This is a genomic window from Paenibacillus sp. N22P23 (assembly GCF_059383735.1).
This window is the reverse complement of record NZ_JBXENT010000002.1, coordinates 498,484-514,866: the sequence shown is the minus strand read 5'-3', so window position 1 is coordinate 514,866 and position 16,383 is coordinate 498,484. Positions and strand designations below refer to the sequence as shown.

Below are 16,383 nucleotides of genomic sequence, written 5' to 3'. Positions count from 1 at the left end.
CAGGAAGGTACCAACAGTATGAATGACAAAATCGTAATGCCGGTCTGGACGTTCGGTCTGTTCATCGTGGTGATGAATACGACGATGTTTAACGTATCCATTCCGAGTATCATTCAAGATATCGGCGTTTCGGCCGTTCTGGGATCGTGGATTGTTTCAAGTTACTCCATTGGTTATGCCTTATCAACGGTTATTTACAGCAGACTCTCCGATGTGCTGCCGATTCGAAGATTGGTGGCGGTCGGACTTCTGATACTAGGGCTTTCCTCAGTTATCGGGATGCTGGCGACGAACTTCCAAACGCTGCTGCTCGCGCGCATTGCGCAGTCCGCCGGCTCCGGCGCGATGGCGGGACTTGGTCTCGTGCTTGCCAGCCGGTATATTCCTTATGAAAGGCGCGGCAGAACGATTTCGATGATCTCGGCGGGATCGGCCATGGCATTCGGACTTGGGCCAATAGTCGGCGGGCTGATCAGCGAGTACATCGGCTGGAACGGATTGTTCGCCGTCACTTGCATTGTACTTGTCCTGCTCCCGATTCTGCTGCGATTGCTCCCTAAAGAACAGCCTAAGCCGTTTCGGTTTGACTTGATCGGAGCCGTCCTCACCGTCGTTAATGCCGCGGCACTGCTGATTGCCGTTACGCAGCGCTCGATTATCTGGCTGATTGCCGGCTTGTTATCAATCATCGCTCATGCCTGGCATCTCAAACGTGCCGAAGAAACGTTCATCAATCCGCAGCTCTTAACAAAACCAACCTACCTGAAGCTGCTTGTTGTCGGTTTCTCCATCTTGGTTATGAATCTCGGCAACTTGTTTCTGATGCCGCTGGCCCTTGCGAATCTCTTCGATAAGTCACCTTTGGTTATAGGTTTTATTATTGCACCGGGAGCCGTATTATCTGCCTTTCTCACGCGCTTCATCGGACGCTGGATTGATCAGTACGGCAATGTGCGATTCTTGATCCTGGGGCATGGCCTTCTGGCATTCGTCATGATCCTCTTTAAGTCGGAACTTGGAGCATCACCGCTTGTCATCTTGATTGGTTACCTGTTCTTCTCGCCGGCGGCTTCCGCAACATTGGCATCGTTAAACAACGAAACGTCACGCATTTTACCGGCCGAGCTGATCGGTTCGGGCATGGGACTTATGCAGCTCATCCAGTTTTTCGGCGGATCGTTGTCTGTTGCGGTGTGCGGTATGCTGCTTGAATTCCATAAGAAATATTCGCTCCTGCGTGCCTATGAATACGTATACGGCGTTCTAATTGCAGTTAGCATTTGCTCATTGTGCGTGCTGCTCTGGTACTCGCTATCGGGTAAGCGAAAAGAATTGCCTGCTTAATAGAAGCGGCGGACTAAGGTTTATTACAACCTTGTCCGCCGCTTTTGTCATTGCATGGCGTTATGTACGGGTCGGATTTTGATGCAACCGGAACAGAAGTGAAAGCTGCTTAGCGAGATAAAGCGGTGTATAGGGCATATCATTGCGAAGCCAGCAGACTATAGTGCCGATGAATGCGGAGGAGCCATACCAGATGGCAATGTCATGGGGAACGTTCACAGCCGGTGCAGATGAGGAAACGTCTCGGTTCTCTGCCCGCTTGGTGATGATTTCAACCATTAGCTTCATAAGGCGATCGGTGAAAATGGATATCCGTTTGGAGGCGAGAAGCACCGTGTAGAATTTCGAATTCTCCGCGATATGTTCAAGAATTCGCAGCAGAATGGTCCAATCCACCTCCACTTGGGGCTGCTCCGGCACTTCTTTCAAAATAGCATGGATTTCATTAATCATGTCATCGGCCATCCGATCCATCAAATCCGGAATATCCCGATAATGAAGATAGAAGGTAACCCGACTGATCGTTGAGCGTTCTGCAATACGATTTACGGTTATTTTCTCAAGGTCATACTCCTGAAGCAGATCGATGAAGGCATCACGAATCAATTGACGCGTTCGAAGTACGCGCGGATCCGTCCGTGTTGATTTTACCGGCAAAAGTTCAACCCCTTTTTCCACCATCTTCTTCACGACAATAACGGCCGCTTCGTAAAAGATGTTTCGTTTAGACGACACAATCGGCGCATTCGTAAACTAATTAACATTTCTCGAAAAGCTGTTGCTTGTGATCGAGAAGTACGGTGACTATAATCTTACATTAGGTACATTATACAACACTGTGTAAATTAGTTCAGAAAAGAATTTTGAAGGGGTTGAGCAATACTATGAGTCATTCTTCAGGCTTTGAAATCAGCAGTATTAAGAAAGGTCCTCTGTTGTTTGTTATGATTCTGGGGGCGTTTATCGCGGTATTGAATCAAACGATTATGAGCGTTGCCATGCCGGAGCTGATGATCGACTTTGACATTGCGGCGTCTACCGCGCAATGGCTGACTACCGGATATATGTTAGTGAACGGTGTGCTAATTCCGATTACAGCCTATCTCATGCAGCGGTTTACGACACGTGAGCTGTTCCAGACCGCAATGATTATTTTTCTCGGAGGTACCATTGTTTCGGCAGTAGCACCTAACTTTGACGTCTTGTTGGCCGGTCGTCTCATTCAAGCAGCCGGTGCCGGCATTATTATGCCGCTGCTAATGACTGTCATCTTAACTGTATTCCCTCCTGACAAGCGAGGAGCAGCTATGGGCATGGTCGGTTTCGCTATTATTTTCGCACCTGCAATTGGGCCAACATTGGCTGGTTATGTTATGGAGCATTACTCATGGCGTACGATGTTCTATGGCATGATCCCGCTTGCCGTGATCGTCATCGGAGTAGCCTTTATCTTCTTGAAAAATGTTGCTGAACGACAATTTCCTAAAATTGACCTCTGGAGCGTACTCCTCTCCACTGTCGGATTTGGTGCCGTTCTGTACGGATTCAGCAGCGCCGGAAGCAAGGGTTGGTCAAGCACGGAAGTTATTCTTTCAATCGTGGTCGGTGTGATTGCTTTGATTCTGTTCACTTGGAAACAACTCATCTCCAAGGAACCGCTTCTTGAACTTCGGACATTCAAATATAGTATGTTCTCGCTGACGACCATTATTAATATTGCGGTTACGATGGTGATGTATGCGGATATGATGCTGCTGCCGCTGTATTTGCAAAATGCACGTGGATACACGGCGCTGGAGTCTGGTTTGCTGATGCTGCCTGGCGCGCTTCTGATGGGCGTTATGATGCCGATCACAGGAAGGCTTTTCGACAAATTTGGAGCCAAATGGTTGTCCATTATCGGTATGGCCATTACGATCGCAACAACAATCGGCTTCGTGAATCTGACGGATTCCACCAGTTATACGTATCTGGTTCTGATGTCCACAGGAAGACGTTTCGGTATGGCGATGTTCCTAATGCCGATTACAACGGCCGGTTTGAACCAACTGCCTGCTAGATTGAATGCGCATGGTACAGCTATCTCCAATACAATCAAGCAAGTAGCCGGCGCGATTGGCACCTCCTTGCTGATCACGGTTATGACAACCAGAACAAAGAGTCATTTTCAGGATATGGCTGCATCCGGTGGAAATGCTACACAAGAGCATATGATCATGGAGTCGACGATTCAAGGGATTAATGATGCATATCTAGTCATTATTGGAATTGGCGTTGTCGGTCTCTTGCTTTCTTTCTTCATTAAACGTACGGGTCAAGTCGTCGAAGAGAAAGCAGCTGGAATCACGTTGGAACCTAAACAAGTTCGTGTATCTAATAGATAACAAAGAAGAAGAACAACGATGAAACTTCAAAATCAAGCAGCGGTTGTTACAGGGGCAGCATCAGGCATGCATTCTAATTGAAATCATAGAGTAGTAATTGAGCCGGCTATCATGCCGGCTTTTTGCTGTAGGTAAAGTCTCACGCCTCATCTTCCATTCCGCGAAAATCTAACGAACCGTAGAGACGTTATTGGGCCGAATTTCGGGACTTCGAGAGTCTAACGAACCGTAGAGACGTTATGAAAGGATAATCAGCTCTCAACTACGCCAAAACCGTCAAATAGAGCCCCTACGGTTCGTTAGCATATTTTCGGTGCCAATAATGGGCAAATAAGCGCCATACGGTTCGTTAGAACATTCCGCACTCCAAAAAAAAACCGTGAGGCTTCTTTGTTCATGATTCTACGCCTTAATTGGAACGACTCGAACTGTTATTGAAAAGGTTTGGCTTTGAACAGCCCCTCGAAGCCGTGGCCTAGGATGCCGGCTTTTCTTTTTGGCGAAAATTGGTTCTTAATAGAAAAAAGCAAATTTATTTCGTGGCATCGCATGGGATAAGATGAATTCATTCTACGAGAGTACATAGGATTTCAGGGAAAAGGATGATGACGCGATGCCACACCGTACCACTGGATTTAGCGCTGCGGAATTAATCAATTCCGTTGGCATGAAATTGATGCGAATTGAACCCGGCGAATTTACGATGGGTGATCTGCACGGTGACTTGGATGAGCAGCCGCCGCACCGGGTCACGATCAGCCAACCGTTCTATATGGGTGCCTGCCAGGTGACGAACGCGCAGTATGAGCGGTTCGATCCGGAGCACCGTAAGCTCCGCGGCAAGCTAGGATTCTCGATTGAAGATGATGAGGCGGTTGTTTTTGTAAGCTGGTATGATGCCGTTGCCTATTGTGCATGGCTGTCCGAACGTGAAGGGAAGTCTTACCGGCTTCCTACTGAGGCCGAATGGGAATATGCCTGCCGGGCGGGGACGGAGACGGCGTATTCCATGGGAGATAGATTCCCAATTGAGCAGTATAAACATCAGCGTCACAGCTGGTACCCCGACCCGGTTAAGACGAAGAAAGAATTTGAGGTTGTGCCCTTAACCGTTGCCGAATTTCCGGCGAATCCTTGGGGCTTATACGACATGCACGGTAACGTGGAGGAATGGGTTCTGGACTGGTACGGACCTTACGAAGCGGACAAGCAGAAGGATCCCATAGGTCGGGAAGACGGGGATTTTAAAGTATGCAGAGGGGGCAGTCACTCAACTCCTGTTCATTATTTGCGCTCGGCAGAGCGTATGGGTACGCTGCCGCAAGACAAGCACTGGATGATTGGATTTCGAATCGTTATGGCGGTGGAATCGGACTTTGAGGTGCGGCCTGCGCCGCAGAAAGCACAGTATCAGCGGGACGTTAAACAGGATATACCGAAGGATATTGAGGCAGGCCATGATCCGGAAATTGCGTATTTCACTCCGCCTAAACTCTATGTTCATGCTGAAAATAATGAACGAGGACCTTTCTTTCGACATCATCATTCCCCCGCATTAACGCAAGCTCCCAATGGCGATTTATTGGCCGTTTGGTTCACGACGAATGAGGAGAGCGGACGTGAAATGAAGCTAATCGCGAGCCGTCTGCGTTACGGGGCAGAGCAATGGGAGGAAGCCTCCGTTTTCTGGGATGCTCCTGACCGAAATATGACAGGCGGCGCACTGTGGAATGACGGGCACGGCAAACTATTTCATATTTGCGGTCTGGGGGCAGCAGGTACTTGGGGGACACTGGTTCAGGTCATACGTACTTCGACTGATAGTGGAGTGACGTGGAGCAAAGGTCGGCTGATGTCTATCGATCACGGTGTACGGACGATGCCGATACCATCGTTATTCCGAACGAAGTCAGGCGCGCTTGTGCTGTCCTGCGACGCGGAAACCGGAGGGAGCGGCGGCTCCAACGTATGGATTAGCAAGGACGATGGCGATTCATGGTACGATGCTGGCGGTTTGATTGCTGGCATTCACGCTCCTGTTGTGGAGCTGAGTGACGGACGATTAATGGCACTTGGACGTGGAGACGAAATAAACGGCAAAATGCCAATGAGTCTATCCGATAATTTGGGCCAAAGCTGGACTTACCGCGCATCGGAATTCGACCCGATCGGCATGGGACAGCGTGCCGTTCTTCGCAGGCTGAACGAGGGACCGATCTTCTTCGCCTCATTCGCAACGAATATGCCGATAGAAGATGCGTCCGGGAAGACGCGCCTAATCAACGGTTTGTTCGCGGCATTGTCTTATGATGACGGGAAGACATGGCCATATAAACGGCTCGTGTCCCGAGATTCGGTGGGTGAAGTATGGAATGGCGGCGCATGGACGGGTGAATTTACGATGGACAAGAGCAATGCCGAACCGAAGGGATATCTGGCCATGGTTCAGGCTAGAAACAATGTCATTCATCTAATCAGCAGTCGCGTGCACTATGCATTTAATTTGGCGTGGTTGCTTACGCCTCCGCCGGCAATAGAAGACTAATAACGGGGACGAACACACCGCAGTAGAGTCAGGAGAGTGGGCGGGCAGGGAGAGTGCATCCTGCTCGGTCACTTTTTTTGTATAGGTTGGTTAAAGGTTGAAGGCTGCTCGAAGCAGCACCTTGCCGCCATCGTGTGATTTGCTAGACAAGAAGCTCCCCAGTGATCTACATTAGCGGAAAATCGGCGGAAAGAGGGAATGTAGCTCACCTAGTGATCTACATTGTTGGTATGCAGAATGATGAGAGGTAACAGTTACTGCTCATCCGCCGAAATAGGGGGATTTGAGCGAAAGAGAGGTAGCGGTTACCGCGTTCTCCGCCAACTTTTCATTGGTTTTCCGATAAAGTATACTATATAATCAAGTTATGGATTTATAAGTATAATGTAGTGTTCGCACATCGGGTAGGAACTGGCAGAAGGGGTGGATGAGATGAGAGAGACAATGCCGCTTTACAAGTTTATTGTGGAAGACATTAAAGAGAAGATCGGCAGCGGCCAACTGAAGGACGGGGATGCGATACCAACGCAGATCGAGCTGGCCAAGTTGTACGAGACGAGTGAAATTACGTCGCGGCGTGCGCTAAGTGAACTCGTGAATGAAGGGCTGGTTGTCCGCATTCGCGGCAAAGGGACGTTCATTCAGCTGCGAGACCTACAGCATGCCGATGCTTCGAACGGCGGCAAGATTGCGCTCGAACAGATCGTGTTGATTCATCCGTCTGCCTCGCCGCATCTGTTCAACCATCCGTTCTATGCCAATTTTATGAGTGGCATTCATGCAGCGTGCGAAGAACATAATATCCGATTCCAGCTGCTCGACGTAAGCGAAAGCGATGGAATCGAGTCGAATCCGCTGGTCGGAGCCATCGTGCTGCCAGGCGCACCGGGTGCGCAAAATATATTGATCCCCCTACTGAAAGCATGGAAAGAAGCCGAACTGCGCATGGTGCTGGCTCATTTCTATTTCCCGCAGCTTCGTATTCCGTATGTCATCGTCGATAATCTGACGGGCGGTTACTTGGCCACCGAGCATCTGATATCGCTTGGTCACAAGCGCATCGGCATCATTGTAACGGGCCACTCGCTAATGGACATCAACCAAGAGTTCTCGCTTCGCCTGCAAGGATATAAGCTGGCATTATCGCAGCATGGAATCGCGTTCGATGAGTCGCTTGTATCGGTGATGGAAGCGAATGAAGAACTGGAGGAGATGGGCTACGAAGGTGCCAAGCAGCTGTTGGCGCTTGAGAATAAGCCGACCGCCATCTTCGCAACGAGTGATTACAAGGCATTTGGCGCCATTCGCGCTGGCAAAGAACTCGGGCTGCGCATTCCCGATGAGCTCAGCATCGTCGGCTATGACGACGTCATCCAAAGCCGCTATACCTCGCCGGCGCTCACAACGGTCAATCAGAATACGGAGCGGATGGGCAAGCGGGCCGTTGAATTACTGCTGAAGCCATGGAGTGAAAAGGCGATTGAAGAGTCTTTTGTGAAAGAGGAAATTGTGCCGAAGCTGCTGGTTCGCAGCAGTACCACGCATTACTCCGTAACCCAATAAAAGTATACCTATGTATAAATTAAAACTATTATTTAAACTAAATAATATACATTGCATACTTAATTCGAAAGCGGCGCTGGGCTGCCACCTCTAAAAGGAGTCCGGCGGTACGATCATGAACATCGGGCTTGGCAGTGCAGAATCGTCGCTCCCGATTAACGATATGATCCGCTGCGAGACGAATGTACTGGGTTCATTCTGCTATACGCCGCAATCTGGCTGTCTAGGCGAACCGATCGGTTCGGCTAAATGACATACGAGTGCTGCGAAATCCGTTTAACTATTAGCTGTCCTTCATCTTGGTCAGAAATGCGGAAATCGCATAATGAGCAGCCCCCCGCACAGCGGACTTGTCACCTTGCTCCGCATAGAGCAGGCGGAATTGTTCCCGGTGATAAGCGAGCGCGCGGCTGCCGACCGTAGAGGCGACCGCTTCGCGAATCCACGGTTCCGCGCGGCGCATCCGGTTGCCGATGATGACAACATTGGGATTGAATACATTGACGATGTTCGCAATCCCCGTTCCGATCCACTCCCCTATACGATGAAACAGGGCGATGACTTTCTCATCGCCTTGTTCGGCTGCGCCGATCAGGGCGTCCAAATCCGTGTAACCCAGCGGTTCCGCCTGTTCAAGCAGCGCGTTCTCGGACGCGTAGAGCTCCCAACAGCCGCGATTGCCGCAGCGGCATGGCGTGCCATCGGCCATAACGGACAGATGGCCAAGCTCTCCGGAGAAGCCGGCCGCCCCTTTGTACAGCTCCTTGTTCAAAATAATGCCGGTTCCGATCCCGATGCCGACACTGACATAGATTTGATTGGCAATGCCGCGTCCGGCGCCGTATTTCTGCTCGCCCTGCGCCCCGGCGTTCGCTTCGTTGTCGATCGTAGCCGGCACGCCGAAACGTTCCTCGATCATAGCCCGAAGCGGAACTTGCGGCCAAGATAAGTTGGGTGCGAACAATATCGTGCCCTCGCCATTAACGATACCTGGCACGCCTATACCAATACCAACTAGCCCATATGGACTCGCAGGCATAGATGTTTGCAGCTCTTCGATGCAATCCATTAGCTTCGGAAGCACAATCTCGGCCTCATGGTTATCGATCGGCAGCTCGCGTTCGAGCACGACGACGCCTTCCAGATCGGTCAAAATGCCGCGGATGTAATTGACCCCAAGATCGATGCCAACCGCGTAGCCTGCACGGGCATGGAACAAGAGGAGAAACGGCTTGCGTCCGCCGCTCGATTCACCTGGTCCAATGTCCAGCACGAGGTGACGGTCGATCAAATCCTGCACGAGGCTCGACACCGTCGCCTTGTTCAGTCCGGTACGCTCCGATATTTGAGCACGTGAAAGAGGCGCATGACGAACCACCGCCTCCAGCACGATTGCCGTATTCATTTTTTTGACTAAGGTCAGATCTCCGGTCTTCTTAATGGCCATAACGTCCCCCGAATCCGCCTCGCGGATGATTTGGGTACGATTTTACCACGGAGAAGATGAAGTTGCACCTTTTTATTCCTCGTCATCGAACACGTCGATGATCCACACATTCGACTCCGCTGTACCGCTGACCGAATATCCGCCTTCTCTAAACGTAAATCCGACATGCGCTTGGTTCTCTAATTTGCGGCCCGGCGGCTCCGACTTCACCCTAGCCTTGAACGAAACCGTCGCGAATGTGCCGGCAGGGATAGTACCGATCGGAATACCAGGCCCGCCCGGAGCAGCATCAAGCAGCCGTTCGCCGTTAACCGTCACACTGCCCGGAATAAAGGCGGCTTCCACCGGAAGCGGATCTCTCAGTACAACATTATGCGCCGCATATGGCGTTGGATTCCGTACAACGAATGAATACGTGATGCGATCGCCTACAACAACAGATATCGCACTTGATGTTTTCTCAACGAGCAGGCCAACGACCGTAACAAGGGCGCGCGCTTCGAGAGGTGCCGTTTCATTCGAGGTGATGACAGCCGTATTGACGACCTGGGAACCAATCTGCGCATCCTGAGGAAGGGTGAACCAGAGAGCTCCGCGCTGATTCGCGCCAGGCGTCAGCTCTTCCAGATGGAAATCATACCGGGCTGCCGAATCGAACAAATGAATGTTATGCAAGGTGACGTTACCGCTGTTGACGAAGAACAGTTCCATTCTTAGCTTGCCGCCCGGAACTCCGATGATCGGCAGCCGTTTGGTTAACTCAAGCCGTGGACTCGGCAGAACAAGCACGGAACTTTCCGCGACAGCAGGCGGCGTTTCGCTCGAAGTGACCGTTACAACGTTGGTAATAACGGTACCAGCCAGTGTGCCTGCAGGGACGATGTAGTCAAACAGAAGGGTGAAGGAATCGCCGATATCCAAGGAGCTGATCGTTTCATCCACGGAAATAAACGGGTCGTGCAGCACGATATTCGTCAAGATCGCGTTGGAGGTATTCGTTACGGTCGTTTCGAACGTAATCGTTCCTCCCGGCAGTACCTCGGTTTGCGCGGACGTCTTCCGAACATCAATCGAATAGACCGGCAAAATATCCAGATTCGTCATGGCCTCTTGCGGATCGGTCTGGTCGGAGAAGGCTACAACAGTATTGAATATCTTGGTTCCAGCCTGAATTCCGAGAGGAATTTGATACGGAATAGTCAACAGAACGGAGTGCTGAGGTTCTAACTGCGAAATGACTTCGTTCAGATTGAGCAAGGTATCCGTTATCCGTATGCCCGTTAACGGCACATTGCCCGTATTCGTGACCGTGATCATATAATTGACGATTTGTCCGGGGCTGGCGGTTCTCGTGCTTTCAAGCTTCTCCAGACTCAAAGAAGGAGCGGCGGCCACAGTAACGGCAGCAGCGGCGGAAGCGGGCAGCGTCTGGTCGGAGGTTACAACGGCGACATTGTTGATAACTGTGCCTGCAGCCGTTTGCGGTGGAATTGTGTAGTCAACCGTAATGGTTCGTGTCACACCTGCCGGAATAACAGGCGCTTGAATGAATAAGCCAAGCAGTTCATCGGTCAACACAGCGTTCGTTATATCGATGGACGAGGTATTGATCACCTCGATGGTGAATGTAACGGTCTCGCCTGGAGCAGCAGAATCAGGGCTGACCGTCTTTGTAATGGAAATGCTTGCCGGCGTATCTACGCTGATCGATGCGGAGGCAGTGACAGGCGTCGGAATTTGGTCTGAGGTCACAGATGCCGTATTGGTAATAATCGTACCGGAAGGTACGGCCGGGACTAGGAACTGCACAATGGCTGGCACGCTTTGGCCGATCGCAAGCGATGGGATTACTTCTACGAAGCCGAGTGACGGATCGGTAACCGTTACATTCGTCAGCGGTACGTTTCCGGTATTTTGCACCGTTATGGTGTAGTTCACAAGGTCGCCGGGCATGGCGGTCTGCTGACTGGCCGTCTTGGTCAAGGCGACCGCCGGAATCCCGTTCACAGTGACAGTTGCACTGGCCGTCTGTGTTTCACCAAGTGCATCGACGAAGACCGTATTGACGATTACCGTGCCTCCGGGCGTACCAAGCGGAACGGTATAAGGCACGCTCAGTATATAAGAACTCTGCGGCGGAAGTTCGGCCAACGTCTCGCTGACACCAAGAACGGGGTCCGTAATTTGAATGTTTGTCACGAGCCCTGTGGAGTCGTTATATACAACAATCGTGTAAAAGATTGTATCGCCCGGATCAGCGGTTAAGGTGCTCACAAGCTTCTGCACTTTAATATCTCCGGCAGGAATAGGCAGTATCTCGACACTGGCGCTTGCCGTGCGATCGCCGGTCTGTACATTGCTTGCAGTTGCGGTGTTCACAATTATGGAGCCGGGAGCGGCATCATCCGGAATGGTGTACGGAAGCATATACGTCTGAACGGAGTTAGGCTGAAGCTCTGCGATTACCGTCAGCAGATCAAGGAAAGGGTCCGACACCTGGACGTTGAAGAGTGAGACGTTGCCTGTATTTTCGACTTCGATGGTATAGGTGATGGTTTGACCGGGCAGTGCTGTGGCGAAATTGACCTGCTTCGAGATGGTCATGTCAAACACATTCTCGGTGGTCACGGAAGCTGTTGCTGAGACAGGCGGCGTCTGGTCGGAAGAAACCGTTACGGTGTTAACAAATACAGTTCCTCCGAGTGTATCTAGCGGAATCGTGAAATCAGCTTCGATTGTCCGGGATTCGCCCGGTGCGAGGCTGTCAAACGTATAGTTTAAATTGAAAAATTCATCCACGAGCAGCACATTCGTTAATACGACCGCTGACGTATTCGTCAGTATAATCGTGAAGGTCACGGTTTCGCCCGGAAGAGCGGAAGCTTCGCTTACGGTCTTGGTCAGCGAGATGGTTGGCGGAGTACCGACGGTTACATACGCGTCGGCGAATACCGGAATCGGCGTCTCGGTTGACGTCGCATTAGCGATATTATGAATGATCGTTCCCGGCGGCAAGGCTGGAATGACCGAAGGGAAGTTGAACGCTGATTGCCCGCCTTGCGCGATTAGCGGAATGATGGTATCCACGCCAAGGAGAGGATCTTGAACGCGTACTTGCGTCAAGTCCGTATTGCCTGTATTGGTAACCGTGAACGTATAGGTGAGCGGCGTGCCGGCCGGACCGCTGGTCGGCGAAACGGTTTTGGCTAAACTAAGCGATGGCACGGCAGTGATAATAACCATCGTGGTTGCGGTTACGGGCTCCGTTTGGTCAGAGTCGGCTGTCGCGGTGTTCGTCAGAATGGTACCGGCAGGCGTACCGGCGGGTACCGTGTACGGAATTTCGCACATAAACGAGACGCCGGGATGAAGCAAGGCAATCGTTGTGCTGAAGGACAACAGAGGGTCCGTAATGGTGATATTCGATAAATCGGCGTTGGAAGTATTGGTGACAATAATGGTGTAATTGATAATTTCGCCAGGCACTGCCGTGCTCACATCCGCTTTCTTATCCAGCGATAAAGAATAAACAGCGGCGACTACAACTTCGGCGGATGCAGAAACAGCAGGGGTTTGATCGGTTGTTACGGTAGCGGTGTTGATAATCTTCGTTCCTGCGGCTGTTCCAAGCGGAACCAAATAAGAGGCGTTTGCGGCATACTGTCCGCCGAGCGGGAGAATGGGCACTGTAACGGAAAATGACAACACCGGATCTGAAATAAAGACGTCCGTAAGCGGAATATTGCCCGTGTTCGTTACCGTAATGTCGTAGAAGACCGTCTCGCCTGGCGTTACCAGCGTCGCACTTGGTGTTTTCGTAATTGCAATGCTGGGAGCAGCGGCGATGGTGACATCTGTACTCGCTGTTTGTGTGCCAAGTGAAGATACGAGTGTCGCGGTATTGTGAATAACAGTGCCGGCCGGCGTTCCAGCCGGAACCGTGTACATCCCATGAAAGACTACAGACGTTTGCGGGTCGAGCTTCGCGATGGTTTGATCGACTTGAAGCAGCGGATCCGTCAGTACGAGATTGAACAGCGTCGTTGCTTTGGATTCATTGCTGACAGTTAGGGTGTACGTAATCGTTTGTCCGGGAACGGCTGTTGTGGTGTCCGCTGACTTGGTTAAGACGACAGACGGCGTTTCTGTGATGAAGACGAATGCCGAATCGATTAAGGGCTGCGGCAAATTGCTCGCGGTCAGCGTTGCGGTATTGACGAAATTGCTGCCGATGGGCGTGTTCGCAGGAATGACGAAAGGAACAGAAGCCAGCTCACCGCTCGTCGCCGAAGGAAACGTCAAGTCAAGACCAAGCACGGGGTCGACCAGATGCACATTTAAGAGCGTGGCATTATTTTGAACAACAAGCGTAAAAGTGTAAGTTACCGTATCCCCGGGTTCTGCAGTGGTGGGTTGAACGGTCTTGATCAGCTCCGCAACAATCGGGCCGACAATATTGATGGTGACGGCTGCGGACTGCAATGGCGTTTGATTGCTCTTCGCCGTGACGATATTCTGATAGCTGCTATTGGGCGGACCGGGTTTGATAACGGAATTGATCGTGAACTGCACAGACTGTCCGGCCGGCAGCACCATGATCGTTTGATTGAAGTTGAGTTCAGGGTCGTCGACGACGATGTTCGTTAACGTTCCGGCGCCGGTGTTAGTGACCGTGATGACGTAAGTTAACGGTGTTCCGGGAGGACCGCTTACGGAGCTCGCTCCATTGACGGTCTTCCCGAGCTGCAGCCTCGGCGTGCAGAATACTTCGGGCAAACAGCCGGTAAACGGGACGTGATGTTCTTCGATGGAACCAGTCGTATTGGTCAGCGAGCCGACGACAATCGAGCCGTCGATATTGCCAAAGCCGGATGCGCTCCACGCAGCGAATGGCGCAAGCACGGAACCTTTGATCGACAGATTCAGGTTGAACGCGGTTGTCGCCTGAAAGAAATTCCATAGAATAACGGCACCGTTGGATGGAGAGGATTGACCGCCATTGATGAAAATCGCATAGCTGCCGAATCCGACATTGGTGCCCGTAATGTTCACAAGTACCGTGGAGCCAGGAGGCGTGATGATATTGATGCCGTTCGCGGTAGACAGCGAAACGCCGGAGCCGGCTACGTTATTGCCGTTAATGGTGAAAATATTCAGCGTCGGGCTGCTTCCGCTTAATACGATCTGACCGAAATTGACGAAGGCGGTTCCATTAGGGCTGAGTGAGCCCCATGAGCTTGAGGCGCAGGTCAGATATTGGGTTGCTAATGCAAAATCAACGGGAGTGCCGCGAAAAGGCTGCCCGGTGACGCCGTTATTGTTCGTCATCGTATAGTTGATAATTGTACCAGTCGGGCTGATGACGCTATTTCCGTTGAAATTGGTTCCGCCGATAATGTTCATATTGCCGCCAACGATTAAGTCGGCACGCGTTGTTGATGAGGGAAGTGCGTTCCCAATCCCGTAGCTGTTGTACGTTGCGTTACCTCCAACGGCCACGCGCCCGCCGGAATCAACGAAGGATTGCGTGTGGTTCCCCAGTACGAACACGTTAAAATCATTTGCCACGCCTAAATTGCCGCAGGCCATCCACGTTCGCCTCCTGTGTGTAGATGAAAAATAAACTATGTACAATGTATGCGAGCGAGCAGGGATGAATGCCTGTATTTGGATTGCGGATTTTATTAAAAAAACATACTTTGTTTAGTAGACAAACTAAGTTTGGAGATGCTAGAATAGCTGTAAGAGCGTTTTCAATACATCCATTCTAGGAGGAATTATTCATGGCTTATTTTCAAAATATCGGTAAAATCGCTTACGAAGGCAAAGGTTCCGACAATCCGTTAGCATTCAAACATTACAATCCTAAAGAGGTTGTACTCGGCAAAACAATGGAAGAGCATCTGCGCTTTGCAGTAGCTTACTGGCATACATTCACTGGTTCCGGCTCCGACCCGTTCGGTGTTGGCACTGCGGTTCGCGGCTGGGATTCTGCTAATGAGATGGACCAAGCGAAAGCACGCGTTGAAGCGAACTTCGAATTCCTGAACAAAATCGGCATTCCTTATTTCTGTTTCCATGACCGCGATATTGCTCCAGAAGGCGCAACGCTGGCTGAAACGAACAAGAACCTTGATATTATCGTAGACTTGATGGAAGAGAACATGAAAGCTTCCGGCGCAAAACTGCTCTGGAACACAGCGAATATGTTCACGAACCCGCGTTTTGTACATGGTGCAGGTACGACTTCCAATGCGGATGTGTTCGCTTATGCCGGTGCACAATTGAAGAAGAGCCTTGAAGTGGGTAAACGTCTCGGTGCTGAGAACTATGTATTCTGGGGCGGCCGCGAAGGCTACGAAACGCTTCTTAATACAGATATGGCGCTTGAGCTCGACAACCTTGCACGTTTGCTTCACATGGCTGTTGCTTACTCCAAAGAAATCGGATTTGGCGCTCAGTTCCTGATTGAGCCTAAGCCGAAAGAGCCGACAAAACATCAATATGACTTTGACGCGGCAACGACAATTGCGTTCCTGCAGAAATATGATCTGAAAGAATACTTCAAGCTGAACCTTGAAGCGAACCATGCTACGCTTGCCGGCCATACATTCGAGCACGAAATCCGCGTTGCTGCCATTAACGGCATGCTTGGATCGCTTGATGCGAACCAAGGCGACTTGCTGCTTGGCTGGGATACAGATGAATTCCCGACAGACCTTTACTCCACAACGCTTACCTTGTATGAAGTGCTTAAAGCAGGCGGAATTGGCAAAGGCGGCGTAAACTTCGACGCGAAAGTACGCCGTGGCTCTTTCGAAGATGAGGATTTGTTCCTTGCTCACATTGCCGGTATGGACACTTATGCTTGGGGTCTGAAAGCAGCTGCGAAGCTGATCGACGAGAAAATCATCGACAACATCGTAGACAACCGTTACCGCAGCTTCCGCGACGGCATCGGCGCCGAAATCGTTGCTGGCCGTGCAACGCTGCAATCGCTTGAGCAGTACGCAATGCAAAACAACACGATCAAGAACGAGTCCGGCCGTCTAGAGCGGATCAAATTGGTGCTGAACGAAGTTATCTACAGCGTTTAAGTC

The 16,383-nt window shown here is 51.0% G+C and carries 9 protein-coding genes; 6 read left to right on the top strand and 3 right to left on the bottom strand.

The window, feature by feature from the left end:
* Window positions 1-18 precede the first annotated feature (18 nt).
* Window positions 19-1,344 (top strand): MFS transporter, encoded by a 1,326-nt coding sequence (locus AC506A_RS13025; protein WP_495461419.1) that lies wholly within the window; start codon window positions 19-21, stop codon window positions 1,342-1,344.
* Window positions 1,345-1,404: 60 nt separating this feature from the next.
* Here AC506A_RS13025 and AC506A_RS13020 read toward each other — a convergent pair whose 3' ends face one another.
* Complete coding sequence (locus tag AC506A_RS13020) at window positions 1,405-2,025, bottom strand: TetR/AcrR family transcriptional regulator (RefSeq protein WP_495461896.1); 621 nt, start codon at window positions 2,023-2,025, stop codon at window positions 1,405-1,407.
* Between the two features lie 203 nt (window positions 2,026-2,228).
* On the opposite strand from AC506A_RS13020, the gene AC506A_RS13015 reads away from it, so the two are divergent.
* The 4 genes from AC506A_RS13015 to AC506A_RS13000 all read left to right on the top strand — a co-directional run bounded on the left by AC506A_RS13015 (window position 2,229) and on the right by AC506A_RS13000 (window position 8,089).
* Window positions 2,229-3,728, top strand: coding sequence for a DHA2 family efflux MFS transporter permease subunit (locus tag AC506A_RS13015; protein ID WP_495461418.1), 1,500 nt, complete (start codon window positions 2,229-2,231; stop codon window positions 3,726-3,728).
* A 613-nt stretch (window positions 3,729-4,341) separates the two neighbouring features.
* The gene (locus AC506A_RS13010; RefSeq protein ID WP_495461417.1) at window positions 4,342-6,273 is read left to right on the top strand and encodes an SUMF1/EgtB/PvdO family nonheme iron enzyme; all 1,932 of its coding nucleotides are present in this window, start codon (window positions 4,342-4,344) and stop codon (window positions 6,271-6,273) included.
* Between the two features lie 432 nt (window positions 6,274-6,705).
* On the top strand, window positions 6,706-7,836 hold the full coding sequence (locus AC506A_RS13005; protein ID WP_495461416.1) for a GntR family transcriptional regulator: 1,131 nt from the start codon (window positions 6,706-6,708) through the stop codon (window positions 7,834-7,836).
* A gap of 115 nt (window positions 7,837-7,951) precedes the next feature.
* Entirely contained in the window at window positions 7,952-8,089 is a 138-nt protein-coding gene (locus AC506A_RS13000; protein WP_495461415.1) for a hypothetical protein, read from the top strand.
* A gap of 30 nt (window positions 8,090-8,119) precedes the next feature.
* Here AC506A_RS13000 and AC506A_RS12995 read toward each other — a convergent pair whose 3' ends face one another.
* Together AC506A_RS12995 and AC506A_RS12990 are read right to left on the bottom strand one after the other, a co-directional pair.
* A complete protein-coding gene (locus AC506A_RS12995; RefSeq protein ID WP_495461414.1) occupies window positions 8,120-9,283 on the bottom strand; it encodes an ROK family protein in 1,164 nt (387 codons plus the stop codon).
* A gap of 72 nt (window positions 9,284-9,355) precedes the next feature.
* Window positions 9,356-14,872, bottom strand: coding sequence for a DUF7507 domain-containing protein (locus AC506A_RS12990; RefSeq protein ID WP_495461413.1), 5,517 nt, complete (start codon window positions 14,870-14,872; stop codon window positions 9,356-9,358).
* Window positions 14,873-15,066: 194 nt separating this feature from the next.
* Between AC506A_RS12990 and xylA the strand changes: the two genes are divergently transcribed.
* A complete protein-coding gene (gene xylA, locus AC506A_RS12985; protein ID WP_495461412.1) occupies window positions 15,067-16,380 on the top strand; it encodes a xylose isomerase in 1,314 nt (437 codons plus the stop codon).
* Window positions 16,381-16,383: the final 3 nt, after the last annotated feature.

What these genes read in the sequence shown, in the direction of transcription:
- AC506A_RS13025 (WP_495461419.1), top strand. Translation starts at nt 19, where the DNA reads ATGAATGACAAAATCGTAATGCCGGTCTGGACGTTCGGTCTGTTCATC.
- AC506A_RS13020 (WP_495461896.1), bottom strand. Translation starts at nt 2,025, where the DNA reads ATGGTGGAAAAAGGGGTTGAACTTTTGCCGGTAAAATCAACACGGACG.
- AC506A_RS13015 (WP_495461418.1), top strand. Translation starts at nt 2,229, where the DNA reads ATGAGTCATTCTTCAGGCTTTGAAATCAGCAGTATTAAGAAAGGTCCT.
- AC506A_RS13010 (WP_495461417.1), top strand. Translation starts at nt 4,342, where the DNA reads ATGCCACACCGTACCACTGGATTTAGCGCTGCGGAATTAATCAATTCC.
- AC506A_RS13005 (WP_495461416.1), top strand. Translation starts at nt 6,706, where the DNA reads ATGAGAGAGACAATGCCGCTTTACAAGTTTATTGTGGAAGACATTAAA.
- AC506A_RS13000 (WP_495461415.1), top strand. Translation starts at nt 7,952, where the DNA reads ATGAACATCGGGCTTGGCAGTGCAGAATCGTCGCTCCCGATTAACGAT.
- AC506A_RS12995 (WP_495461414.1), bottom strand. Translation starts at nt 9,283, where the DNA reads ATGGCCATTAAGAAGACCGGAGATCTGACCTTAGTCAAAAAAATGAAT.
- AC506A_RS12990 (WP_495461413.1), bottom strand. Translation starts at nt 14,872, where the DNA reads ATGGCCTGCGGCAATTTAGGCGTGGCAAATGATTTTAACGTGTTCGTA.
- xylA (WP_495461412.1), top strand. Translation starts at nt 15,067, where the DNA reads ATGGCTTATTTTCAAAATATCGGTAAAATCGCTTACGAAGGCAAAGGT.